General features: G+C 72.7%; 20 protein-coding genes. 7 read left to right on the forward strand and 13 right to left on the reverse strand.

Annotation, left to right across the window (positions count from 1 at the left end):
• Positions 1–101 precede the first annotated feature (101 nt).
• Complete coding sequence (locus ACIQNG_RS18325) at positions 102–761, forward strand: MSMEG_1061 family FMN-dependent PPOX-type flavoprotein (protein WP_401486098.1); 660 nt, start codon at positions 102–104, stop codon at positions 759–761.
• Positions 762–936: 175 nt separating this feature from the next.
• Positions 937–1,080, forward strand: coding sequence for a hypothetical protein (locus tag ACIQNG_RS18330; protein WP_401486100.1), 144 nt, complete (start codon positions 937–939; stop codon positions 1,078–1,080).
• Between the two features lie 13 nt (positions 1,081–1,093).
• On the opposite strand, the gene ACIQNG_RS18335 is transcribed toward ACIQNG_RS18330, so the two are convergent.
• Together ACIQNG_RS18335 and ACIQNG_RS18340 are read right to left on the reverse strand one after the other, a co-directional pair.
• The gene (locus ACIQNG_RS18335) at positions 1,094–1,783 is read right to left on the reverse strand and encodes a response regulator (RefSeq protein ID WP_401424864.1); all 690 of its coding nucleotides are present in this window, start codon (positions 1,781–1,783) and stop codon (positions 1,094–1,096) included.
• The gene (locus ACIQNG_RS18340) at positions 1,780–2,931 is read right to left on the reverse strand and encodes a sensor histidine kinase (protein ID WP_401486102.1); all 1,152 of its coding nucleotides are present in this window, start codon (positions 2,929–2,931) and stop codon (positions 1,780–1,782) included. The genes ACIQNG_RS18335 and ACIQNG_RS18340 overlap by 4 nt, the downstream gene beginning before the upstream one ends.
• 165 nt (positions 2,932–3,096) lie before the next feature.
• On the opposite strand from ACIQNG_RS18340, the gene ACIQNG_RS18345 reads away from it, so the two are divergent.
• A complete protein-coding gene (locus ACIQNG_RS18345; RefSeq protein WP_401486104.1) occupies positions 3,097–4,098 on the forward strand; it encodes a carboxymuconolactone decarboxylase family protein in 1,002 nt (333 codons plus the stop codon).
• A gap of 199 nt (positions 4,099–4,297) precedes the next feature.
• Positions 4,298–4,960, forward strand: a complete 663-nt coding sequence (locus tag ACIQNG_RS18350) for a hypothetical protein (protein WP_401486106.1) — start codon at positions 4,298–4,300, stop codon at positions 4,958–4,960.
• 36 nt (positions 4,961–4,996) lie between these two features.
• Here the strand turns inward: ACIQNG_RS18350 and ACIQNG_RS18355 are convergent, their stop codons facing one another.
• From ACIQNG_RS18355 to ACIQNG_RS18400, 10 genes are all read right to left on the reverse strand, one after another.
• On the reverse strand, positions 4,997–6,553 hold the full coding sequence (locus ACIQNG_RS18355; RefSeq protein WP_401486108.1) for an NCS1 family nucleobase:cation symporter-1: 1,557 nt from the start codon (positions 6,551–6,553) through the stop codon (positions 4,997–4,999).
• Positions 6,554–6,674: 121 nt separating this feature from the next.
• Positions 6,675–7,697, reverse strand: coding sequence for a TIGR03842 family LLM class F420-dependent oxidoreductase (locus tag ACIQNG_RS18360; RefSeq protein WP_401486110.1), 1,023 nt, complete (start codon positions 7,695–7,697; stop codon positions 6,675–6,677).
• An 11-nt stretch (positions 7,698–7,708) separates the two neighbouring features.
• Positions 7,709–9,112 (reverse strand): dihydropyrimidinase, encoded by a 1,404-nt coding sequence (hydA, locus tag ACIQNG_RS18365; RefSeq protein WP_401424872.1) that lies wholly within the window; start codon positions 9,110–9,112, stop codon positions 7,709–7,711.
• Positions 9,113–9,176: 64 nt separating this feature from the next.
• The gene (locus tag ACIQNG_RS18370; protein WP_401424873.1) at positions 9,177–10,019 is read right to left on the reverse strand and encodes a nitrilase-related carbon-nitrogen hydrolase; all 843 of its coding nucleotides are present in this window, start codon (positions 10,017–10,019) and stop codon (positions 9,177–9,179) included.
• A 155-nt stretch (positions 10,020–10,174) separates the two neighbouring features.
• Positions 10,175–11,821: a PucR family transcriptional regulator gene (locus ACIQNG_RS18375; RefSeq protein WP_401486112.1), complete on the reverse strand. Its 1,647-nt coding sequence runs from the start codon at positions 11,819–11,821 to the stop codon at positions 10,175–10,177.
• A gap of 21 nt (positions 11,822–11,842) precedes the next feature.
• Complete coding sequence (locus ACIQNG_RS18380) at positions 11,843–13,129, reverse strand: aspartate aminotransferase family protein (protein WP_401486114.1); 1,287 nt, start codon at positions 13,127–13,129, stop codon at positions 11,843–11,845.
• Positions 13,126–13,968 carry a nitrilase-related carbon-nitrogen hydrolase gene (locus tag ACIQNG_RS18385; RefSeq protein ID WP_401424876.1) on the reverse strand — a complete coding sequence of 281 codons (843 nt, stop codon included), beginning with the start codon at positions 13,966–13,968 and terminating at the stop codon, positions 13,126–13,128. The genes ACIQNG_RS18380 and ACIQNG_RS18385 overlap by 4 nt, the downstream gene beginning before the upstream one ends.
• A gap of 175 nt (positions 13,969–14,143) precedes the next feature.
• A complete protein-coding gene (locus tag ACIQNG_RS18390; RefSeq protein ID WP_401486116.1) occupies positions 14,144–15,112 on the reverse strand; it encodes a hypothetical protein in 969 nt (322 codons plus the stop codon).
• A gap of 41 nt (positions 15,113–15,153) precedes the next feature.
• Positions 15,154–15,498: a hypothetical protein gene (locus tag ACIQNG_RS18395; protein ID WP_401486118.1), complete on the reverse strand. Its 345-nt coding sequence runs from the start codon at positions 15,496–15,498 to the stop codon at positions 15,154–15,156.
• A gap of 729 nt (positions 15,499–16,227) precedes the next feature.
• The gene (locus tag ACIQNG_RS18400) at positions 16,228–16,494 is read right to left on the reverse strand and encodes a helix-turn-helix domain-containing protein (RefSeq protein ID WP_401424879.1); all 267 of its coding nucleotides are present in this window, start codon (positions 16,492–16,494) and stop codon (positions 16,228–16,230) included.
• A gap of 49 nt (positions 16,495–16,543) precedes the next feature.
• Between ACIQNG_RS18400 and map the strand changes: the two genes are divergently transcribed.
• Both map and ACIQNG_RS18410 read left to right on the forward strand, forming a co-directional pair.
• On the forward strand, positions 16,544–17,326 hold the full coding sequence (gene map, locus ACIQNG_RS18405) for a type I methionyl aminopeptidase (RefSeq protein WP_401424881.1): 783 nt from the start codon (positions 16,544–16,546) through the stop codon (positions 17,324–17,326).
• Between the two features lie 244 nt (positions 17,327–17,570).
• Positions 17,571–20,141 carry an ATP-dependent Clp protease ATP-binding subunit gene (locus tag ACIQNG_RS18410; RefSeq protein WP_401486120.1) on the forward strand — a complete coding sequence of 857 codons (2,571 nt, stop codon included), beginning with the start codon at positions 17,571–17,573 and terminating at the stop codon, positions 20,139–20,141.
• 77 nt (positions 20,142–20,218) lie between these two features.
• On the opposite strand, the gene ggt is transcribed toward ACIQNG_RS18410, so the two are convergent.
• A complete protein-coding gene (ggt, locus tag ACIQNG_RS18415) occupies positions 20,219–22,072 on the reverse strand; it encodes a gamma-glutamyltransferase (protein ID WP_401486123.1) in 1,854 nt (617 codons plus the stop codon).
• 205 nt (positions 22,073–22,277) lie between these two features.
• On the opposite strand from ggt, the gene ACIQNG_RS18420 reads away from it, so the two are divergent.
• Complete coding sequence (locus tag ACIQNG_RS18420) at positions 22,278–23,060, forward strand: hypothetical protein (RefSeq protein ID WP_401424888.1); 783 nt, start codon at positions 22,278–22,280, stop codon at positions 23,058–23,060.
• Positions 23,061–23,218: the final 158 nt, after the last annotated feature.

The following is a 23,218-nucleotide window of genomic DNA, read 5'->3' on the forward strand; positions in this document are numbered from 1 at the left end:
TCGGCGGTCTCCTTCCACGGCTCCGCGACAAGGTGGTCGCTCACCGCCCCTGCCTTCACCGACCGGGACCGATGCCGGCTCGGCTGGTTAGGGTCGCAGGCATGACGACTCCTCTTGCCGGCAGTGCCTTCGACTCGCTCCGCCTCGACGCCGTGCCCGACCGGGAGGCGTTGCGCCGGGTGTACGAACTCCCCGGCGGCGCGGCCGTGCGCAAGCAGATGACCGAACTCACCGAGCACACCCGGCGGTTGATCGGCTGCTCCTCACTGGTCCTGATCGCCAGCTCGGACGGCGAGGGCAACTGCGACGTCTCGCCGCGCGGCGGCCCCGCCGGGTTCGTCGCCGTCCTGGACGCACGGACGGTGGCGATTCCGGACGCGACCGGCAACAAGCGGCTGGACACCCTCCAGAACGTCATCGCCACCGGACGGGCCGGGCTGCTGTTCGTCATCCCCGGACGGACCACCACCCTGCGGGTGAACGGCCGGGCAGTCGTCTCCACCCGCCCGGAACTGCTGTCGCAGCTCACCGCCGTGGGCAAGCCGCCGGCCAGCGCGCTGGTGCTGGGGATCGAGGAGGTGTACCCGCACTGCCCCAAGTCGCTGCTGCGCAGCGGGGCCTGGAAGCCGGAGCAGTGGCTGCCGGCGGACGTCCAGCCGACCTCGGCCGAGGTGACACTGGCCCAACTGCGGATGCCGGAGCTGACGATCGCGGACATCGAGCAGGCGGAGGCGGACTCGCTGAAGTACCGGTACGAGTGACGGGCGGGCTCCCCCTGGACCGCCCTCGGGCAGAGGGCAGTCCTGTGAGGGAGGGCGGGTGCCGTGGTGAGCACCGGGCCCTCGGGACTGCTCTTGTCCGGGGAGGGTTCGCGTGGGACGCTTCCGGGACGAACCGGACCTCGGTGGGTCCGGTCACCGTCTCGCAGGGGGAACCATGACGATCCGCCGTACCCGTACCCGCGCCGGTCTCGCCGTCGTCGCGGCGCTCGCCGCCGCTCTGGTCGCCGTGGGCACCGCCGCCCCGGCGCACGCCGCGGCCGGGGACAAGAAGGTCGAGGTCATCAAGGGGGCCTCGTAGACGGGCGGCGGGGTCAGGCTTCGCGGGCCGTCACCAGGCCCGACTCGTAGGCGAAGACGACCAGTTGGGCCCGGTCCCGCGCGCCCAGCTTGGTCATCGCCCGGCTGACATGGGTCTTGGCGGTGAACGGGCTGATCACCATGTGCGCGGCGATCTCCTCGTTGCTGAGGCCGTGGGCCGCCAGCGCGGTGACCTCGCGTTCACGGCGGGTGAGGCGGTCCAGGCCAGGGGCGGTGGCGCGGTCGGGTGGGCGGGCGACGAACTCGCCGATGAGGGTGCGGGTGACGGACGGCGAGAGCAGGGCCTCACCCCGGGCCACCACCTCGATCGCCTGGAGCAGGTCGGCCGGTTCGGTGTCCTTGAGGAGAAAGCCGCCCGCCCCCGCGCGCAGGGCGTCGAAGACGTACTCGTCCAGGCCGTAGTTGGTGAGGATGATCACGCGTACGGCGGCCAGCGCCGGGTCGGCCGCGATCCGGCGGGTCGCCTCGATCCCCGTCATCACCGGCATCTGCACATCGACCAGGGCGATGTCGGGCACGGTCGCCCTGACCAGTTCGAGGCCCTGCTCGCCGTCGGCGGCCTCGCCCACCACCTCGATACCGTCCTCCGCCTCCAGCAGGGCCCGGAAGCCCGCGCGCATGAGTGCCTGGTCGTCCACCAGCGCCACCCGGACGGCCCGTCCCTCCCCCGCCGCGCCCCTCATCCGGTCCTCTCCAGGTCCCTCTTCCCCTCGCGCCCGCTTCCCCGCAGCCCTGACGCGGCCAGCGGCAGTCGGGCCCGTACGGAGAAGCCGCCCTCCGCGCGCGGCGCCGTGCGCAGGGTGCCGCCGAGGGCCGTCACCCGCTCGCGCATTCCGGTCAGTCCGGTGCCGGGGCTCGGGGGACGGGCCGGGTCGGCCGTGCCGTCGTCGTCCACGCGGACGGTCAACTCGGTGTCGCCGTAGTCGAGCCGCACCCGCACCTGGGCCGGGCCCGCGTGCCGGGCGGCGTTGGTCAGGCCCTCCTGGACGATCCGGTACGCGGCGCGCTCGACGGTCGGGGGCAGGGCGCGCTCGATGCCGGTGACGGCGAGGTCGACGGCGAGTCCGGCGGCGCGGGCCCGCTCGACCAGCAGGGCCGGGGTGCCGACGGGTTCATCGGTGCGCAGCACCTGGAGTGTGGCGCGCAGTTCGCGCATGGCCTCGCCGCTGGCCTCCTGGATGGCGAGCAGCGCGGGCGGCACCTCCTCGCCGCGCTTGCGGGCGAGATGGGCGGCGACGCCGGCCTGGAGTTTGACGATGGAGATGCTGTGGGTGAGCGAGTCGTGCAACTCGCGGGCGATCCGCAGGCGTTCCTCGCCCGCGCGGCGCAGCGCGGCCTCCTCGCGGGTGCGTTCGGCCTCCAGGGCCCGTTGCTCGGTCTGCCGCAGGTACGCCTGCCAGTTGCGGTCGGCCAGGCCGGTGACGACCGCGCACAGGAACCAGCCCGCGAGCAGTCCGGCCCGTTCGGTGCTCTCCTGGCCGCCGGGCCCGGTGAGCGCGTACCCGGCGAGGAACACCGCGCCCGCGCCCGCGCCGAGGGCCCGGTGTCCGGCCCGTGCGGCGGTGTGCACGGCGGCCAGCACGGGCAGCGCGGCGAGCGGTCCCGGGTGGGCGTGCAGCACATAGGCCGTGCCCGCGGCCGTCGCCACGACCAGCACCGCGCGGGGAGCCTGGCGGTAGCAGGCGAGGGCGGCGCTCGCCACCACGATCAGCGGATAGTCCAGCGGGGGGGTGTCCGGGTCCAGGGCGGCCGTGACCAGCACCAGGGCGCCGACGACGGCCGCGAGGGCCCCGTCGGCGAGCCGTCCGCGAAGGGCCTCCCGCTCACTCATGTCCGCACCCTAGACGCCCCCGCGCGGATCGGCGTCAGCCCTGTGGACAACTCCCGCACTACTCCCGGCGCAGTAGTCCGGCGTCGGCGCGGCCCGTCCGGAGCAGCGCGGATCGGCTCCGTCCGTACGACGACCGGGGGCGGCCCCGGCGGCCACGGTTGCCGCATGTCCACACCCTTCCGTTTCACCGAACCCCTGCCCGCCAAGTCGGCGACCGGCCGTGTCGCCGAGGTGTACGGGCAACTCGCCCAGGACTTCGGACTGGACGAGCCGTCGACCTTCGTGGTCCTGACCTCCGCTCCCGCGATCCTCGCCCCGGCCTGGGCGCTGCTGCGCGAGTCGCTGATCGCCGGGCCCGGCAGCCGCACCGGCAAGGAACTCGTCGCGCTCGGTGTGTCGCTGGCCAACAAGTGCCCGTTCTGCGTGACGGCGCACACCGTGCTGCTGCACGCCACCGGCGACCACGCCCTCGCCGAGCGGGTGGCCCGCGGGGAGACGCCCGAGGACCCCGCGCAGGCGCGCCTCCTGGAGTGGGGCGGGCGCAGCCGTACACCGGGCGCGCCGCCGGAGCCGTATCCCTTCGCGCGGGCGGAGGCGCCCGCCTATCTGGGGACCGCGCTGTCCTTCCACTTCATCAACCGGATCGCGTCGGCGCTGCTGGTCGAGCGGATCCTGCCGTACGGGGCGGAGCGGATCCGGGCGGTGCGCAGTCTGGTGGGGCGCTCGCTGGCCCCGGCGGTGCGCCGGCGGGCCACGCCCGGTGCGTCGCTCGCGCTGCTGGACGGCGGCGCTTGCGGGCCGGCGCCCGGGTGGGCGGCCGACAGCCCGGTGGGTCCGGCCTACGCGGCGCTGCGCGAGGCCGCGCTGATGGGCGCGGGGCTGCTCGACGCCGACGACCAGGATCTCGTACGGCGGACCGTGCGGGCCTGGGACGGGGCGCATCCCTCGCTGACGCGGCAGGCGTTCCCGGGGCGTGCGGAGCGGCCCGGTGCGCGGCTGGCGCTGCTGGCGGCGCTGGCGCCGTACCGGATCACCGAGGAGGACGTGGTGGCGTGGCGGCGGCCGGAGCACAGCGACCACTGTCTGGTGCATCTCGTGGCGTACGGGGCGTTCCTGGCCGTGGACCGGATCGAGTCGTCGTGGGCGCGTTCGCCCGCGGGGACGTGACCCGCGGGCGGGTCGCCGAGCGCCGCGCGCGCCCCCGGGAGACATAACCGGGCACACGGGGCGCGGACTTCGGGGTTGTGTCACCGGCCGGGTACGCAGCGCGTTCGCACTTTCCCCCCACGGGGAGTCGTGTGACACTGGCGTCCCGTCCGCTGTGCGGGCCCTCCTCCGCACCGTCCCCCACGAGAAGTGTGCGCCCGTGCGTTCTCTCCCCCTGCCGCTCGCTCTCACCGCGCGTCTGGCCCCGGTGGCCGTGCTCGCCTGTGCGGGCTGGGTGATGTCGTCCGGAACCGACCAGGAACCGGTCGCCAAGGACAAGACGCCCGAGAAGAGCGGTACCCAGTCCGAGTCGGCCCCGTCCGCGACGCCGGAGCCCAAGACGTACGCCGGGGCTCCGGCGCCCTGTGACAGCGTCGCCGAGAAGACGGTGACCTCGCTGGTGCCGGGGGTGAAGGCGGCGGGCAAGGAGATCCCGTCGACGGACACCGCGTCGCGTCGCACCTGTTCGTGGAACGCGCTGAAGGGCTACGACTACCGGTGGCTCGACGTGGCGTACGAGGTGATGGACTCGGACGCGGCGGCGGAGAAGTTCTACCAGCGGCGGATCGAGGAGAAGGACGGGGGCGGCGCGGTCCCCGGTCTGGGGGACGCCGCGTACTCGGTGGTCAATCTCACCAGCGAGGACGACCAGAAGACCCGGGAGGGCACGGTGGTGGTCCTCGCGGACAACGCGCTGGTGGTGATCACGTACAACGGCAGCGACTTCGAGACGAAGGAGGCGCCGAGTACGGATGTCATCAACAAGGGCGCCATCAAGGCCGCGAAGGAGGCGGTGGCCGCCCTGGAGAAGTCGGGCTCGTAGGGCCCGGTTCCCGAGGGCGGCCGGGTGGCCGGGGCGTCATTCGGTGCGGCGACGGCCGCCCATCAGCACCACGTAGAGGATCAGCGAGGTGGCGAGGCCCACCGCCCAGCCGTAGTCCGCGAGGGGCTGGAGGAACGGGATGAGCCCGTCCTGGGGGAACGGTCCGGAGGACACGCCGTCGGCGTTCGTGGTCGAGTACGACCCGCCGACGGCGAGCGTCCCGCCGACCGCGAAGGCCACCAGCGCCCGCCAGTTCCACCCGGCGTGGTACCAGTAGCGTCCGCCCGGGGTGTACAGGTCCGCGAGGTGCAGCACCGTACGGCGGATGATCCAGTAGTCCGCGATGAGGATGCCGGCGACCGTGCCGAGCAGTCCGCCGACCACGCCGAGCCAGGTGAAGATGTAGAACTCGGGCGTCGAGATCAGCTTCCACGGGAAGATCAGGATGCCCACGACGCCCGTGATCAGCGCGCCGGTGCGGAAGTTGATGAGGCGGGGGGCGAGGTTGGCCAGGTCGTAGGCGGGTGACACCACGTTCGCGGCGATGTTCACGGAGACGGTCGCGACCAGCACGGTGATCAGCGCGAAGATCAGCCCGAAGACATGGTCGGCGCGGGCGGCGAGTTCCACCGGGTCCCAGATCGCCTGGCCGTAGACCACCTCGGAGCCGGCGGTGACCAGCACGGCGAGGATCGCGAACAGGGTCATGGTGGTGGGCAGGCCGAGGGATTGTCCCCAGGTCTGGGCGCGCTGGCTGGCGCCGAAGCGGGTGAAGTCGGGGATGTTGAGGGAGAGCGTCGCCCAGAAGCCGATCATGCCCATGAGGGAGGGGAAGAAGACCGGCCAGAAGTCGGCGCCCCAGCCGAGCCGGGACTCCTGGGAGAGCAACTGGCCGAACCCGTCGGCCTGGACGGCGATCCAGATGAGCAGCACGAACGCGCCGACGATGACGAAGGGCGCGGCCCAGTTCTCGAAGTGGCGCAGGAAGTCCATGCCGCGGTAGATGATGGCGATCTGGAGTGCCCAGAACAGCAGGAAGCACAGCCACAGCGGCCAGGGGTGGCCGGCGATCTGCCCGGCGTTCTCCCAGTGCCCTCCGGTGATCTTGGAGCCGAGGGCGAAGATCCCGCTGCCGCCGATCCAGGTCTGGATGCCGAACCATCCGCAGGCGACGGCGGCCCGGATCATCGCCGGTACGTTGGCGCCGCGCAGCCCGAAGGAGGCGCGGGCGAGCACCGGGAAGGGGATGCCGTACTTGGGTCCGGCGTGCCCGGTGGCCAGCATCGGCAGCAGCACGATGACATTGGCCAGGGCGATGGTGAACACGGCCTGTTTCCAGTCCATGCCGAGCGCGACCAGCCCGGAGGCGAGGGTCCAGCTGGGGATGCAGTGCGCCATGGATATCCACAGCGCGGCGAAGTTGTAGGTGGTCCACTTGCGTTCGGAGACCGGTACGGGGCGCAGGTCCTCGTTGGCGAAGCGGCTGTCGGTGGGATAGGCGCCGGGGACGAGTTCTGTCCGGCCGGCGGCGTCGGTGGTCTGGCTGGCGGCGGTGTGGCGGGCGGGCGACCCCGTCGGGACGGTTTCGGTCATGGGCAGGCCAATCGAGGAGAGCGGGTTGGGGAAAGGCCGTGCGGGGGCCTCGGCCCCTCTCCGGGGACGGCCGGAGAGGGAGACAAGGGGTGGGGGGTCGGTACCGCGGGTGCGGGTGGGGTCAGGCGTTGACCGCGGGGATGACGCGTGCGCCGTAGGCGTCGATCACCGCTTCCTGGGCGTCGTGCATGTCATAGAGGGCGAACTGGTCGACGCCCAGCTCACGCAGGGCGTGCAGCTTCTCCACATGCCGCTCGACCGGGCCGATGAGGCAGAAGCGGTCCACGATCTCGTCGGGCACGAAGTCGGTGTCCGGGTTGTCGGCGCGGCCGTGGTGGGAGTAGTCGTAGCCCTCGCGTGCCTTGATGTAGTCGGTGAGTTCCTCCGGTACGGAGACGGAGTGGGTGCCGTACTTGGAGACCAGGTCGGCGACGTGGTTGCCGACCATGCCGCCGAACCAGCGGCACTGCTGGCGGGCGTGGGCGAGCGCCTCGGGCGAGTCGTCCTCGGTGACGTAGGCGGGCGCGGCGACACAGACCTTCACCTCGGACGGGTCGCGTCCGGCGGCGACGGCGGCGTCCTTGACCGCCTTGACCATGTATTCGGTGAGGTAGAGGTCGGCGAGCTGGAGGATGAAGCCGTCGGCCTCCTCACCGGTCATCTTCAACGCCTTGGGGCCGTACGCCGCCATCCAGACGGGGACTTCCGCGCCCGGTGTGATCCAGGGGAAGCGGACGGTCGTGCCGCCGCCGAGGTCGGCCTCGTCGCCGCGGCCGAGGGCGCGGATCACCTTCATGGCGTCGCTGATGCGGGCGAGGGTGTTGGGGGTGCGTCCGGCGACGCGCATCGCGGAGTCGCCGCGGCCGATGCCGCACACGGTGCGGTTGCCGAACATGTCGTTGAGGGTGGCGAAGGTGGAGGCGGTCACCTCCCAGGTGCGGGTGCCGGGGTTGGTGACCATCGGGCCGACGGTCAGGTGCGAGGTGTGCGCGAGGATCTGGCTGTAGATGACGAACGGTTCCTGCCAGAGCACGGCGGAGTCGAAGGTCCAGCCGTAGGTGAAGCCGTTCTGTTCCGCCCGCTTCATCAGGTCGATCACCCGAGAGGCCGGCGGGTCGGTCTGCAGGACGAGTCCGAAGTCCATGGGCGCCCCTCCTAGTTGAGGTACTGACAGGTGGAGCGGGGGGTGTAGACGCCGTGTCCGGCACGGCCGGTGTACTCCCGCTCGGTGATGACGGGGACGCCCCGCGAGAACACGGTCTCGACGCGGCCGGTGAGCCGTCTGCCCTCGTAGGCCGAGTAGTCGACGTTCATGTGGTGGGTCTCGGCGGAGACGACCTGCTCGGCGTGCGGGTCGTAGATGACGACGTCGGCGTCGGCGCCCGGGGCGATGGTGCCCTTCTTCGGGTAGAGGCCGAACATCCGGGCCGGGGTGGCGCAGGCGATCTCGATCCAGCGGCGGCGGGAGAGATGGCCGTCCACGACGGCCTGGTGCAGCAGGTCCATCCGGTTCTCCACCCCGGGCAGCCCGTTGGGGATCTTGGAGAAGTCGCCGCGGCCGAGTTCCTTCTGGCCGGTGAAGCAGAACGGGCAGTGGTCGGTGGAGACCACCTGGAGGTCGTTGGTGCGCAGGCCGCGCCAGAGCGCCGCCTGGTGCTCCTTGGGGCGCAGCGGGGTGCTGCACACGTACTTGGCGCCCTCGAAGTCGGGCTCGGCGAGGTTGTCGGTGGACAGGAAGAGGTACTGGGGGCAGGTCTCGCCGAAGACGTTGAGCCCTTCGTCGCGGGCGCGGGTCAGTTCGGCGACCGCCTCCGCCGCCGAGACGTGCACGACGTAGAGGGGGGCGCCGGCGACCTGGGCGAGCCGGATGGCGCGGTGGGTGGCCTCGGCTTCGAGCAGTGCCTTGCGGACCTCGCCGTGGTAGCGGGGGTCGGTCTGGCCGCGGGCGAGGGCCTGCTCGACGAGGACGTCGATCGCGATGCCGTTCTCGGCGTGCATCATGATCAGGCCGCCGTTGTCGGCGGAGCGCTGCATGGCGCGCAGGATCTGGCCGTCGTCGCTGTAGAACACGCCGGGGTAGGCCATGAACTGCTTGAAGGAGGTGACTCCTTCCTGCACCAGGAGGTCCATCTCCTTGAGCGTCTCCTCGTGGACATCGGAGACGATCATGTGGAAGCCGTAGTCGATCGCGCAGTTGCCCTCGGCCTTCTGGTGCCAGGCGTCGAGGCCCTCGCGCAGGCTCCGGCCGACGCTCTGCACGGCGAAGTCCACGATCGTGGTGGTGCCTCCCCAGGCGGCGGCGCGGGTGCCGGTCTCGAAGGTGTCGGAGGCGAAGGTGCCGCCGAAGGGGAGTTCCATGTGGGTGTGGGCGTCCACGCCGCCCGGGATGACGTACTTGCCGGTGGCGTCCACGACGGTGTCCGCCGTCCAGGAGTGGGCCGCGGTGGTGCCGGAGGCCGCCAGGGCGGCGATTCTGCCGTCCTCGATGAGGAGGTCGGCGTGGAGTTCGTCTGCGGCGGTGATGACCAGGCCGCCTCTGATGACGGTACGGGTGCTCATGGTCCCTCTTCTGACTGGCTGGTGCCGTCCTCGCAAGGGCAGCGGCGTTGTCGGGCGGGGCGTCCTACGGGGCCGTCAGGGGGCCGTAGGTGTGCGGCTCGCGGTCGCGGTAGAACTGCCAGCGGTCGCGGACCTCCCGCAGCTTGGCCATGTCCAGGTCGCGGACGACCAGTTCGGGCTCCTTGTCGCTGGCGACCTCGCCGACGAACTGGGCCTCCGGGTCGACGAAGTAACTCGTGCCGTAGAAGTCGTTGTCGCCCAGGTCCTCCACTCCGACGCGGTTGATCGCGCCGATGAAGTACTCGTTGGCGACGGCCGCGGCCGGCTGCTCCAGTTGCCAGAGGTAGGCGGACAGGCCGCGCGAGGTGGCCGAGGGGTTGAAGACGATCTCGGCGCCCGCGAGGCCGAGCGCGCGCCAGCCCTCCGGGAAGTGGCGGTCGTAGCAGATGTAGACGCCGATCTTTCCGACGGCGGTGTCGAAGACGGGCCAGCCGCCGTTGCCGGGCCGGAAGTAGAACTTCTCCCAGAAGCCCTTGACCTGCGGGATGTGGGTCTTGCGGTACTTGCCGAGGTAGGAGCCGTCGGCGTCGATCACGGCGGCGGTGTTGTACAGCACGCCGGGCTGCTCCTCCTCGTACATCGGCAGGACGAGGACGATGCCCAGTTCGCGGGCGAGCGCCTGGAAGCGCTGGACGATCGGCCCCTCGGGGATCTGCTCGGCGTACTCGTAGAACGCCGGATCCTGGACCTGGCAGAAGTACGGTCCGTAGAACAACTCCTGGAAGCAGAGGACTTGGGCGCCCTGGGCGGCGGCGTCGCGGGCCGCCTGCTCGTGCGCCTGGATCATCGATTCCTTGTCGCCGGTCCACGCCGTCTGGAAGACGGCGGCACGGATCACGCGGCTCATCGGGACCTCCGGTAGCTCGGTGTCCGGTGAGCGTAGGAAGGCCGGGAGCCGTCGTTGAGGTGCACCGTGTCACGGATGCGGGGGTCCGGCGTGTCACCGTGTCACTCCTGCCCTGACGCATGTTTCACCGCCGTTTTCCCAGGTCGTCGCAGGTTTCATCCTTGTTGCGCGTCATGTGCGAGCAGCGCGATGTGTACGGAGGCCGCCTGTTCGAAGTCGTCCAGGTCGACCCCGAGCCGGGTCTGTATCGCCTCCAGCCGGCGGTAGAGCGCGGGCCGGGAGACATGGTGGAGCTGGGCGGTACGGGACTTGTTGCGGCCGGTGGCGAGATAGGTGCGCAGCACGGCGAGGAGGCCCTCGTCGGCCGCGCTGAGCAGTCCGTCCAGTTCGCGTTCGGCGAAGGACTGGACGTACGGGTCGTCGCGCAGCAGCCGGATCAGTCCGCGCAGGTGGACGTCCTTGAGGCGGACCACGTCGGGCAGGTCGAGGGCCGCCGCGGAGTCGGCCACCGCGTCGGCCACGTGCTGGGCCTCGCGCAGTCCGGTGGGGAGTTCGTCCCAGCCGGTACGGGCGTCCGCCGCGGCCACGATCGCCGGTCCCGCCGCCCGCAGCCGGGCCGCGAAGTGGGCGGTGAGCGCGAGCGCGTCCTGGTCGCGGGGGAGGCTGAGCAGGACGGCGGTGGCGCCGTCGGCGAGGTCGGCGACGAGCCCGGGCAGACCGAGGAGGCGCAGGACCCGGTCCAGTTGGTCGGGGGTGCGGTCGCGGACCACCAGGGGGACGAAGGTGCGCCGGTTGACCGGGAGTCCGGCGGCGCGGGCCCGCGGCAGCAGCTGCCGGGCCGGTACGACGCCACTGACCAGGTCGGTGAGCAGGCTGTGCGCGGACTGCTCCTCCCAGCTCCCGGACGGGCCGCCGAGCATCCGGTGCAGGACGAGGGCCTCGGCGGCGCGGTCGGCGAGGAGCCGTCCGGTGGCGGTGTCGCCGCGGTGCCCGCACAGCACGATCTGGCCCCAGCGCTCACCGCGTCCGCCGAGTTCGGCGCGGATCCAGCCGGCGCCCTCGCCGCGGCCCGCCTGGCGGGCGATGCGTTCCCAGTCGCGCAGGACGTCGTCCACGGCGGGCCGTTCCCCGGCGGTGGCGAGGACCCGGTGGGCGAGGTTGGCGACGACGACCGGGCACTGGCTGTGCCGGGCGACCTCGTCCAGCAGGCGTTGCAGCGGGGCGCCCGCGGTGATCAGGGCGGTGAGTTCGGTGCGGACGGACTCGGAGAGGCTGACGGCGGCGAACTTGCGCCGGACCAGCCGGGACTGGACCTCCTCGGTGAGCTGGGCGAAGGGGAAGGGGCGGTGCAGGACGACCATGGGCAGCCCGCAGCGTTCGGCGACCCTTCGCATGGTGTCGGGCGGTGCGGGGAAGGCGCGGCCGAGGCCGAGCACGACGGCCGCCGCCTCCGCGCGGTGCAGCGAGCGGACGTACTCGGCCTGCTTCTCCTCGTCCCCGGCGAGGAGGACACCGGTGGTGAGGACCATCTCGCCGCCGCTCAGCATGACCCCGACGTCGGCGGCCTCGGCGACATGCACCCAGCGCACCGGCCGGTCCAGCCGGCGCGCCCCGGCCACCACCTCGGGCTCCCCGGCGAGGACCCGCTCCAGCAGCAGGATCTGCCGGACCGACAGCACCGGCTCCAGGATCTCCGCGGGGTCCGGGACCGGCCAGGCCGGGGCGGACTCGTGCGGCCCCCGGTGCGGTGGCCGGGGGCGCCGGGGCCCGTACGGGCCGGTGGGCCGGCCGTCGGCGGTCATGTCATGTTCCTCGCTCCGCCGTCACCCGAGGCTCCGCAGAGCGTCTTCGAGGACGGCGGCCCCCTCCTCGGCCTCCGCGACGGTCAGCGACAGGGGCGGTGCGATCCGCAGCGCGCTGGTGTCGTGGCCGCCGCCCTTGCCGATGAGGAGTCCGCCGGCCCGGGCCGCCTCCAGCACGGTGGACGCGGCCTCGGGGTCGGCCTGGTCGGTGCCGGGCCGGGTCAGTTCGATGCCGATCATCAGTCCGCGTCCGCGTACCTCCCGTACGGCGGGGACCTGGGCGGCGACGGCCCGCAGCCGTTCGATGAGCAGGCCGCCGACCCGTCGGGCGTTGCCCTGGAGGTCGTGCTCCAGCAGGTAGGTGAGGTTGGCGAGGCCGGCCGCCATGGTGATCTGGGTGCCGCCGAAGGTGGAGATGCTGTTGCTGTCGAGGCAGTTCATGATCTCGGCGCGGGCGATGACGCCGCCGATGGAGGAGCCGTTGCCGATGCCCTTGGCGAAGGTGACGAGGTCGGGCGGGCCGCTGCGGGCGTGGGCCTGCCAGCCCCAGAAGTGCTCGCCGGTGCGGCCCCACCCGGTCTGCACCTCGTCGGCGATCCACAGGATCCCGCGTTCGGCGAGCACCTCGCGGAAGGCGGCGTACAGCCCGTCGGGCGGGGAGGTGAAGCCGCCGACGCCCTGGATCGGCTCGGCGATCAGCGCGGCGGGCGGGCGGGTGTGGCCGAGCAGGTCCTTGAGGTCGGCGACGCAGGCGGCGATGAACGCGTCGTCGTCGAGAGCCGCGTAGGGGCCGCGGGTGCGGACGCCGCCGTGGACGTAGAGCGTCTGGAGCGGGGACAGGGAGGTGGGTGACCAGCCCCGGTTGCCGGTGATGCCGACGGCGCTGAAGGAGCGGCCGTGGTAGCTGTTGCGCATCGCCAGGATCGTGTTGCTGCGCCGGTAGGCGGTGGCGAGCAGGAGCGCGGTGTCGTTGGCCTCGGTGCCGGAGGTGGTGAAGAAGACGCGGGCGTCGGGGATGCCGCTGAGGTGGGCGACGCGCTCGGCGAGTTCGACCATCGGCCGGTTGAGGTAGAGCGTGGAGGAGTGCAGGATCCGGCCCGCCTGGTCGCTCACGGCCTTGGTGATCTCGGGCAGCGCGTGGGCGGTCATGGTGGTGAGGATGCCGCCGAAGAAGTCGAGGTAGCGGTTGCCCTCGGCGTCCCAGACGTGACGGCCCTCGCCGTGGGTGATCTCCAGCGGGTCCTCGTAGTAGAGGGCGAGCCAGTCGGGCAGCACGGAGCGGTGACGGGCGAGGAGGTCCTTGGTCACGGCTGTACCAGTCCTTCGTAGGCGTCGGGGCGGCGGTCGCGGTAGAAGGCCCACTGCTGCCGCACCTGGTCGATCAGTCCGAAGTCGAGGTCGCGCACGAGCAGTTCCTCCTTCGTGTCGCTGGCGGCCTCTCCCACGAACTGCCCGCGCGGGTCCACGAAATAGCTGGTTCCGTAGAAGTCGTTGTCGCCGTACTCCTCCCGCCCCACCCGGTTGATGGCGGCGACGAAGTACTCGTTGGCGACGGCCGCCGCCGGCTGCTCCAGCCGCCACAGGTGGGCGGAGAGGCCGCGTGAGGTGGCGGAGGGGTTGTACACGAGTTGGGCGCCGCCCAGGCCGAGTTGCCGCCAGCCCTCCGGGAAGTGGCGGTCGTAGCAGATGGAGACGCCGACCTTGCCGACGGCGGTCTCGAAGACCGGCCAGCCCAGGTTGCCGGGCCTGAAGTAGTACTTCTCCCAGAAGCCCTTGACCTGCGGGATGTGATGCTTGCGGTATTTGCCGAGGTAGGTGCCGTCGGCGTCGATCACGGCCGCGGTGTTGTAGTAGAACCCGGACTGCTCGACCTCGAAGACGGGGACGACGACGACCATGCCGGTCTCCCGGGCGAGTTCCCGGGTACGGCGCACGGTCGGGCCGTCGGGCACGGGTTCGGCCCAGCGGTAGTGCTCGGGCTCCTGCACCTGGCAGAAGTAGGGGGCGTTGAAGACTTCCTGGAACCCGATGACCTGGGCCCCCTGCCGGGCGGCCTCGCGGGCGTGTTCCTCGTGTTTGGCCAGCATGGACTCGGTGTCGCCGGTCCAGGTGGCCTGGACCAGAGCGGCGCGGACGACGTTCGCCATGAGCTGCTCCTTCGACGGGACGTCAGCCTCTACGCCCGTAGAAGCGGACGTAGAGGCACGAACGTATGCCCCCGTGCGGGCCTTGCCAAGACCATTGCCGTCACGCCGGGGTGTCGCCCCTCGTTTCGCACTCCGCTGGACGAGCACGGGGCGGCCGGGGTCCGGGGCCGACGGCTCACCCTCCGAAGCCGGCCACGCGCAGGGCGTGCACAAGGTCCCAGTACCGCTCCTCCGAGACGGCCCGGGCGGCGGCCAGCAGCAGCGGCACCAGATGCTCCGGGTCGGCCCGGGCGCAGCGGGCGGCGTCCTCAGGGGTGCGGACCCGAACGTACGCGTCGAGCAGCACGGTCACCTCACGCCGCCGTCCCCGCCCGTCCAGGGCCGCCACCGCCCGCCCTATCTCGGCGGGCGGCCGGGCCACGCCCTCGCGCAGCATCCGCCGCCCGTCCTCGCCGCGTCCGGCCGCGACCAGCGTGTCCGCCGCCGCCACCAGCCGGTCGACGGGCAGCGAGGCCGCCTCCCACAGCAGGGTCGCCCAGTCCGCCCCCAGCCCGGCCCGCTCCAGCTCACCGGCGACCACCGGGAACCGCTCGGCGGGCCAGTGCACGACCTCCACGAGCAGCGCGTGCGCCTCCCCGGTCCGCCCTTCCCGCCGCAGCGCCACGAGCCGCCGCACGGTGTCGACGATGTCACGGGCGGTGGCCGCGTCCAGGGCCGGGACGGGCGCGACCGCGTCCCCTTCGGTCTCCGCGACCCCGGCGAAACGCGCTCCGCGCGGGGTGGCGGGGGCGGCGTCCTGAGGGGTCGGGGGGCTGGGCGGGGAGGTGTCCGGTACGACGAGGGGGGCGGCGTCGGTGTCCCCGTCGGGCATCCCGGCGAATCGGGCACTGCCACGGCGGCGTTTCCGGGCGGGGGGCGGGGAGGGCGTGGCGCCCGGCCGGGCGGGTTCGGGGGTGGGGTGAGGGGGTGGGGCGGGGTCGTGAGTGCTGCGGGGTGGGGTCTTGGGTTCCGGGTCGAGGTGCTCGAAGTGCTCGAAGCGGTCGAAGGGGTCGGGGGGGCCGAGGGGGGCGGGGGAGCCGAGGGGGGCGGGGGAGCCGAGGGGGTCGGGGGAGCCGAGGGCGCCGAGGGGGTCGGGGGGGTTCACTCGGTCGACTCGGTCTACATGGTCGAATCGGCCGAAGCGATTCACGTGGTCGACTCGGTCAACAGGGGCAGCGCGATCGACCCGGTCGACACGGGCAGCGTGGTCGACTCGGTCAACAGGGGCAGCGCGTTCGGCTTGGTCGGCGCGGGCAGCGTGGTCGACTCGGTCAACACGATGGACGAGGTCAATCCGGTCGACACGAGCAAGGTGGTCGACCTGGTCGACACGGACAGCGTGGTCGACCCGGTCAACAGGACCAGCCTGGCCCGCCCGGTCGACAGGACCAGCCTGGCCCGCCCGGTCAACACGAGCAGCACGGTCCACCCGGTCAACACGGGCAACGTGATCGACCCGGTCAACAGGCTGATCAGGATCGACTCGGTCAACACGGTCGACCCCGGACACGGCGCCTCCCACCATCCCCTCCCAGCCGTCCCCCCGTGGCGGGGGAACCCCGCCTGCGCGCGGGCCCGCCGGCGCCTCCGCCAGGTGCTGGATACGGCGGCGGAGTTCGGCGCAGCGGGCGGTGGCGCGGGCGTGGTCGTCGCGGGCCCAGGCGAGGTCGAGACGGAGGGTGTCGGCGTCGGCGCGGCTCGCGGCGGCCTTCAGAGCGTGGTCCAGCGCGGCGAGCCGCGCGGCGGCGTACCGCTGCTCGCGGAGCACGGCGTCGAGCCGGTCGTCGAGGGAGGCGCGGGCGCCGGGCAGCGCGTCATGGGCGGCGAGGGCGGCGGCGTGCAGCGCACGGGCCCGCACCTGTTCCCGTGCGGCGACCTCGGGGCCGTAGACGGTGGCGAGGTCCTGGAGGACCGACTCCACCACGTCCCAGGGCGGGACCTCACGCCCGTCGAGGCAGGCTCGCATGCCCTCCGGGTCACGTTGCCAGAACACCCCGCACCAGCCGGCGCTCTGGTCGAGCCGCGTCAGCAGCCCACTCAGGTAGTTCCCGAACTCCCGCAAGCGTCCCGGGAGTTGATCCACGCCCATCGCCCAGCCTCTGCACCGTCGGAGCACTTCGGGGCCTCAGCGAACACCAAGCGTGTTACAGCGTTGCTACGGGAGGTTTTCAGCGGGGGCGCGGGAAACTCCCCACCGGGTCCTCGGAGGAGTGCGCGTCGTCAGGCGACCGCCTGCGCCGGCACCACCGGTGTGCAGTCGCACGCCAGGTCGTCCAGGGACAGGCCGAGGGCCCGGGTCAGCGCGGCGACGGTGAAGAACGCCGGTGTCGGCGCCCGCCCCGTCTCGATCTTGCGGAGCGTCTCCGCGGAGATGCCCGCGCTCGCGGCGACCTCCACCATGCTGCGATCGCCGCGCGCCGTGCGCAGCAGGCGGCCGAGCCGCTCGCCGCGTTCGCGCTCTTCCGGAGTCAAAGGGGTGCGCACCATGGGGCCAGTATAGCCGGAGCACTATTCTTATACCGGTATAGTAATTGGCATGGTGGAACTCAAGACAGACACATCGCTCGACGCCATGTACGCCGCGGGCCAGGTCGTGGGCCGTGCCCTGACGGCCGCACGCGAGGCCGCCGACGTGGGCGTCTCCCTGCTGGAGCTGGACGAGGTGGCGCGCGCGGTGCTGCGGGAGGCGGGCGCGGGAGCGCCGTTCCTCAACTACCGGCCGCATTTCGCGCAGGTCCCCTTCCCCGCGGTGATCTGCACCTCGGTGAACGACGCGATCGTGCACGGCATCCCGACCGACTACCGGCTGCGCCCGGGCGACCTGGTGTCGGTGGACTGCGGCGCGGAGCTGGACGGCTGGGTGGGTGACTCGGCGATCAGCTTCGTCGTGGGCAGTCCCCGCCCGGAGGATCTGCGGCTGATCGAGACAGCCGAGCGAGCGCTGGCGGCCGGGATCGAGGCGGCGGTGGTGGGCAACCGGATCGGCGACATCGCCCACGCCATCGGCACGGTCTGCCGCGCCGCGGGCTACGGCATCATGGAGGACTTCGGCGGCCACGGCATCGGCCGCCATATGCACGAGGACCCGGCCGTCCCCAACGAGGGCCGCCCCGGCCGGGGCATGCGGCTGCGCCACGGGATGGCCCTGGCGATCGAGCCCATGCTGATCGCGGGCGGCCGGGACGACTTCCATGTCGCCCCCGACGGCTGGACCCTGAAGTCGAACGACGGCACGAGGGCCGCCCACGTGGAACACACCGTGGCCATCACAGACGCGGGCCCCCGCATCCTGACAGCCAGAACAGACCCCACCCCCTGACCCCGCCCACCCCCCGACCGACCCCCGCGGCAACGCCCCGAAGGGGCGCGGGGAACTGCGCGACCAGCCACACCCAACCCGCACCCGCCACACCACCCCGCCTCCCTCCCGCGCAAGCGCCCCACCCCCGACCCCACCCCCGACCCCACCCCCGCCCGCACGCCCGCCTCGAACATGCCCGTTTCCCACGGACGTGCGAAGGTACTCAACAGGTACGCACGCCCCCCAGCGGAACGGACCTGCCATGACCAGCGGCTACCCTCCCGCCGGCCTCCCGGACGGCGACCCCTTCGGCGAGTTCCTGGCCCGCTTCTTCGGCGGCCCCCGCCCCGCCCCCCGCCAGATCGACATCGGCCGGCTGCTGAGCCCCCCGGCGAGGGACCTGGTGCGCGGGGCCGCCCAGTACGCCGCCGAGCACGGCAGCCGCGACCTGGACACCGAACACCTGCTGCGCGCCGCCCTCGCGGCGGAGCCGACCCGCGGGCTGCTGGCCCGTTCCGGCGCCGATCCGGACACGCTGGCCTCGCAGATCGACGACCGGACCGGCCCGGCCCAGGACCAGGAGGCCGCCGCCCCGCCGCTGACCTCGCTCTCGCTCACCCCGGCCGTGAAGCGCGCCCTGCTGGACGCGCACGACCTGGCGCGGGCGAGCGGCGCCGGTTACATCCGCCCGGAGCATGTGCTCAGCGCCCTCGCCGCCAACCCGGACTCCGCGGCGGGGCACATCCTGAACGCGGCCCGCTTCACCCCGGGCCCCCTGCCGCAGGAGCCGCCGGAGGCCATGGCGCCCGGTGGGCCCGGCGCGGAGCGCCCCCGCCCCACCTCCACCCCGACGCTCGACAAGTACGGCCGCGACCTGACCGAACTGGCCCGGCAGGGCGGTATCGACCCGGTGATCGGCCGGGACGAGGAGATCGAGCAGACCATCGAGGTGCTGTCCCGGCGCGGCAAGAACAACCCGGTGCTCATCGGTGACGCGGGCGTCGGCAAGACCGCCATCGTGGAGGGTCTGGCCCAGCGCATCGCGGACGGCGACGTACCGGACATACTGGCGGGACGCCGGGTCGTGGCCCTCGATCTCACCGCCGTGGTCGCGGGCACCCGCTACCGGGGCGACTTCGAGGAGCGGCTCACCACCATCGTCGGCGAGATCCGCGCCCACTCGGACGAACTGGTCGTCTTCATCGACGAACTGCATACGGTCGTCGGGGCGGGCGCGGGTGGCGAGGGCGGCGGCGCGATGGACGCCGGGAACATCCTCAAGCCCGCCCTGTCCCGTGGGGAGCTGCACATCGTCGGCGCGACCACGCTGGAGGAGTACCGCAGGATCGAGAAGGACGCGGCCCTCGCCCGCCGCTTCCAGCCGATCCTGGTGCCCGAGCCGACCCCGGCCGACGCGCTGGAGATCCTGCGCGGGCTGCGCGACCGCTACGAGGCCCACCACCAGGTCCGCTACACCGACGAGGCGCTCGACGCGGCCGTGGAGCTGTCCGACCGCTATCTCACCGACCGCCGGCTGCCGGACAAGGCGATCGACCTGATCGACCAGTCGGGCGCCCGGGTGCGGCTGCGGTCCCGTACGAAGGGCACGGACGTACGGGCCCTGGAGCGTGAGGCCGAGCGGCTGACCCGGGAGAAGGACCAGGCGGTCACGGACGAGAAGTACGAGGAGGCGACCCGGCTGCGGGACCGGCTCGGTGAGCTGAAGCAGCGGATCGCGGAGGCGTCCGGCGGGGACGAGGCCGACGAGGGCCGGCACCTGGAGGTGACCGGTGAGGCGATCGCCGAGGTGGTGTCCCGGCTGACCGGTGTTCCCGTGAGCCGGCTCACCGAGGAGGAGAAGGACCGTCTGCTGGGCCTGGAGGACCATCTGCACCGCCGGGTGATCGGCCAGGACGAGGCGGTGAAGGCGGTCTCGGACGCGGTGCTGCGGTCCCGTGCCGGGCTCGCCAGCCCGGACCGTCCGATCGGCAGCTTCCTGTTCCTCGGCCCGACCGGTGTGGGCAAGACGGAACTGGCCCGCGCTCTCGCGGAGGCCCTGTTCGGCAGTGAGGACCGGATGGTCCGCCTGGACATGAGCGAGTATCAGGAACGGCACACGGTCAGCCGTCTGGTGGGCGCCCCGCCCGGCTATGTGGGCCACGAGGAGGCGGGCCAGCTGACCGAGGTGGTGCGCCGCCACCCGTACGCGCTCCTGCTCCTGGACGAGGTGGAGAAGGCCCACCCGGATGTCTTCAACATCCTGCTCCAGGTGCTGGACGACGGCCGGCTGACCGATTCCCAGGGCCGTACGGTCGATTTCACCAACACGGTCGTCGTGATGACCAGCAACCTCGGCTCGGAGGCGATCGGCCGGCGCGGGGCGGGCATCGGCTTCGGCGCGGGCGGCGCGGAGGCGGACGAGGAGGCCCGCCGCGAGCAGATCCTGCGTCCGCTGCGCGAGCACTTCCGGCCGGAGTTCCTCAACCGTATCGACGAGATCGTGGTCTTCCGCCGTCTCACCCCGGAGCAGCTCCACCGGATCACCGATCTGCTCCTGGAACGCACCCGCCGCCTCCTGCACGCCCAGGACATCGCGGTCGGCTTCACCCCCGCGGCCGTCGACTGGCTCTCCCGCCAGGGCTACCAGCCGGAGTACGGCGCCCGCCCCCTGCGCCGCACCATCCAGCGCGAGGTCGACAACCAGCTCTCGCGCCTGCTGCTGAACGGTGAGGTGCGGGAGGGTTCCCAGGTGACGGTGGACGTGTCGGACGGCCGACTCACCTTCCGCACGGAGGAGACATCACCGGAAGAGACGTCACCCACCCCCACCTAGGGACTCGGGAAACCGCGCGCCCAGCCGCGCCGCCCCCGCACCCGCACCCGGCACCGGACGGGCCGCACCCGCACCCGCTACCGGACGGGCCGTACGACCATCGCCGCTCCCCCGCCCCGCCGTACCGTCTCCGCCGCGGCCACCCAGGTGCCGTCCCCGAGCCGCTGCACCCCGGTGGCCGCCCCGATCTCGGGGTTGGCGCGGAACGAGTGCCCGATGGCCTCCAGCGCGGGACGCGCCTCACCGCCGTACAGCCCGGGTTCCAGCTCCGTCTGCGCGGCGTTGCGCTGACTGGCGCGGGGCGCGGCGATGGCGTCGACCAGGGGCAGCCCCCGGTCGAGGAGCCCGGTCAGGGTCTGGAGCACGGTCGTGATGATGGTGGCGCCGCCCGGCGAACCGAGCGCGACGACCGGCTTGTCGTGGCGGTCGAGCACGATCGTCGGGGCCATGGAGGAGCGGGGCCGCTTGCCGGGACCGGGGAGGTTCGGGTCGTGGACGGCCGGGTTGGCGGGGGCGAAGGAGAAGTCGGTCAGTTCGTTGTTGAGGAGGAACCCGCGCCCCGGCACGGTGATCCCGCTGCCGCCGGTCTGCTCGATGGTGAGGGTGTAGGAGACGACGTTGCCCCACCGGTCGGCGGTCGTCAGATGGGTGGTGCTCTCGCCCTCGTACGTCGTCGGCGCCGCGGTCCCCCCGGCCCCGCAGGGGACCGGCTTGCGGGGGTCGCCGGGGGCGAGCGGGCTGCTGAGCACCGCGTCGTCCTTGATGAGGCAGCCGCGGGAGTCGGCGTACCGCTGCGAGAGCAGTTCCTCGGTGGGTACGTCCTCGAAGGCCGGGTCGCCGACCCAGCGCCCCCGGTCGGCGAAGGCGATCCGGCTGGCCTCGATGAACCGGTGCAGATACTGGACGTCGCTCGCCCCGGAGAGGTCGGTGCGCTCCAGGATGTTGAGGGCCTCGCCGACGGTGGTGCCGCCGGAGGAGGAGGGCGCCATGGCGTAGACGTCGAGGCCGCGGTACGAGGTCTTCGTCGGCGCCTGGGACCGCACCCGGTAGGACCGCAGGTCCTTGGCGGTGAGGTCGCCGGGGCGGGCGTTCCAGCCGGAGGCGGGGTCGACGGGCGGCTCGTTGACGGTGTCGACGATGTCCTCGGCGAGGTCGCCCCGGTAGAGCGTGCCGACGCCGTCGCGGGCCAGTGCGGCGTAGGTGCGGGCGAGGTCGGGGTTCTTGAACGTGCTTCCGACGACCGGGAGCCGTCCGCCGGGCAGGAACAGGTCGGCGGTGTCCGGGAAGTGGCGGAAGCGGGTCTCGTTGGCGGCGGTCTGGTCGCGGAAGGTGGAGTCGACGGTGAAGCCGTCCCGGGCGAGCCGCTCGGCCGGCCGGAGCAGGCTGCCCAGGCGTTTGCTGCCCCACTTGTCGAGGGCGGAGCGCCAGGTGAGCGGGGTGCCGGGGGTGCCGACGGACAGGCCGCTGGTGACGGCCTCGGCGAAGGGCACGGGCCTGCCGTTCTCCAGGAAGAGATCGGACCCGGCGCTCAGGGGCGCGGTCTCACGGCCGTCGAGGGTGTGCACGTCACGGGACGTGGCGTCGTAGTAGACGAAGTAGCCGCCTCCGCCGATGCCCGCGGAGTAGGGCTCGGTGACACCGAGCGCGGCGGCGGTGGCGACGGCGGCGTCCACGGCGTTCCCGCCCTGCTTCAGCACCTCGATCCCGGCGGCGGAGGCGTCCGCGTCGACACTGGCGACGGCGCCGCCGTGCCCCACAGCGACGGGGCTCTTCGGCGCCGGGCCCTTCGAGGATGCGGCCTGCGCTTCGGCGGTGGGCGGCACGGCGGCCGTGGGTGGCGCCGCGACCGTGGGTGGCGCCGTGGCCCCCACCGACACGACGGCGACCGACACCGCCAGGACCGACAGCTTCCGCACGCCAGGACGACCCATGCGTACCTCCAGTCAGGAACCGTCCGCGCAGCCTAATCGACTGGGCATGCCCGCGTCAGGAACACACTCGGACGCGGCGGCACCTTCACCCGGCGTCACCTGTCCCGGAGGCGGCTGCCGTCGCCCTGCCCGGAGGCGGGCCTGGACGCAAGCCCGGACGCGGGCCCGGACGCGAGTCCGCCCGGGCCCGCTAGCATGCGCGCCCATGAATGACGACGTGCGCAACATCGTTCTCGGCGTGATAGCCGCCGGCCTGTCCGCCGCGCTCGGCTGGGCCACCCGTACCTATCTGTGGAAGCGCAGACTCCGGCGCAGGCAGGCGTTCTTCGGGCTGCCGCAGAACGCGGAGTCGCTGCTCGTCGTCAACCGCGACCCGGCGGCCTCCGAACCGGCGGTGCACCGCCTCGACGTCTTCGCGCTCCTCGAACTGGCCGCACTGATCAAGGACTGCGGCGCGCATCTCCAGATGGTGACGCAGGACAACGTCCAGCAGGGCTTCGGCGAGCGCACGGAGTTCTGTGTGGGCGGGCCGGGCTCCAACCGCCGGATGCTGGCCCATATGAGCGCGATGCTGCCGGGTGTGCGGGTGAACATCGCCCCCGAGCCGGGCCCGGACCGCGGCGCCTTCCAGATCGGTGCCGAGCGCTACCGCCTGGAGGCGGGGATCACGGAGTACGTCATGCTGGCCCGGCTGACCGCGGGTGAGCGGCGGGACGCCCGTCCGGTGTTCCTGTTCTGCGGCCAGCGGGCGATCACCAATCAGGCGGCGACCCGCTATCTGGCCCGCAACCACGAGCGGCTCGCCCGCAAGTACGGCAGCCATTCCTTCGTCCTGCTCCTGAAGGTGGTCAACTCCCAGGCGTACGGCCCCGACGTGGTCGAACTGGTGGCGGATGTGACCCGTGCGGCCCAGACCCCCCTCCCGGCGGCGGCCACCGACCCTTCCGCCGCCGCCACGCCCCGCACCTCACACCGCGCGCAGCCCTGAGCGGGCCGTGTCGCGAGGGTCGCCGCGGTCGCCACCGGGTCGACGGCCGCCGCGGTCCCCACCGGATCGACGGCCGCCGCGGTCGCCACCGGCCCCGGCCCCGGGTCGCCACCGGCCCCGGCCCCGGGACGCCACCGGCCCCGGTCCCGGCCCGATTG

Origin of the sequence: Streptomyces sp. NPDC091377 (assembly GCF_044757045.1) — a bacterium.
In the GTDB taxonomy this organism is placed as follows: Bacteria; Actinomycetota; Actinomycetes; order Streptomycetales; family Streptomycetaceae; genus Streptomyces.

Excerpts from the sequence above, each read along its gene's own strand:
- ACIQNG_RS18325 (WP_401486098.1), top strand. The coding sequence starts at position 102 with ATGACGACTCCTCTTGCCGGCAGTGCCTTCGACTCGCTCCGCCTCGAC.
- ACIQNG_RS18340 (WP_401486102.1), bottom strand. The coding sequence starts at position 2,931 with ATGAGTGAGCGGGAGGCCCTTCGCGGACGGCTCGCCGACGGGGCCCTC.
- map (WP_401424881.1), top strand. The coding sequence starts at position 16,544 with ATGGTGGAACTCAAGACAGACACATCGCTCGACGCCATGTACGCCGCG.
- ACIQNG_RS18355 (WP_401486108.1), bottom strand. The coding sequence starts at position 6,553 with ATGACCGAAACCGTCCCGACGGGGTCGCCCGCCCGCCACACCGCCGCC.
- ACIQNG_RS18420 (WP_401424888.1), top strand. The coding sequence starts at position 22,278 with ATGAATGACGACGTGCGCAACATCGTTCTCGGCGTGATAGCCGCCGGC.
- hydA (WP_401424872.1), bottom strand. The coding sequence starts at position 9,112 with ATGAGCACCCGTACCGTCATCAGAGGCGGCCTGGTCATCACCGCCGCA.
- ACIQNG_RS18410 (WP_401486120.1), top strand. The coding sequence starts at position 17,571 with ATGACCAGCGGCTACCCTCCCGCCGGCCTCCCGGACGGCGACCCCTTC.
- ACIQNG_RS18400 (WP_401424879.1), bottom strand. The coding sequence starts at position 16,494 with ATGGTGCGCACCCCTTTGACTCCGGAAGAGCGCGAACGCGGCGAGCGG.
- ACIQNG_RS18385 (WP_401424876.1), bottom strand. The coding sequence starts at position 13,968 with ATGGCGAACGTCGTCCGCGCCGCTCTGGTCCAGGCCACCTGGACCGGC.
- ACIQNG_RS18345 (WP_401486104.1), top strand. The coding sequence starts at position 3,097 with ATGTCCACACCCTTCCGTTTCACCGAACCCCTGCCCGCCAAGTCGGCG.
- ACIQNG_RS18335 (WP_401424864.1), bottom strand. The coding sequence starts at position 1,783 with ATGAGGGGCGCGGCGGGGGAGGGACGGGCCGTCCGGGTGGCGCTGGTG.
- ggt (WP_401486123.1), bottom strand. The coding sequence starts at position 22,072 with ATGGGTCGTCCTGGCGTGCGGAAGCTGTCGGTCCTGGCGGTGTCGGTC.
- ACIQNG_RS18375 (WP_401486112.1), bottom strand. The coding sequence starts at position 11,821 with ATGACCGCCGACGGCCGGCCCACCGGCCCGTACGGGCCCCGGCGCCCC.
- ACIQNG_RS18330 (WP_401486100.1), top strand. The coding sequence starts at position 937 with ATGACGATCCGCCGTACCCGTACCCGCGCCGGTCTCGCCGTCGTCGCG.
- ACIQNG_RS18360 (WP_401486110.1), bottom strand. The coding sequence starts at position 7,697 with ATGGACTTCGGACTCGTCCTGCAGACCGACCCGCCGGCCTCTCGGGTG.
- ACIQNG_RS18370 (WP_401424873.1), bottom strand. The coding sequence starts at position 10,019 with ATGAGCCGCGTGATCCGTGCCGCCGTCTTCCAGACGGCGTGGACCGGC.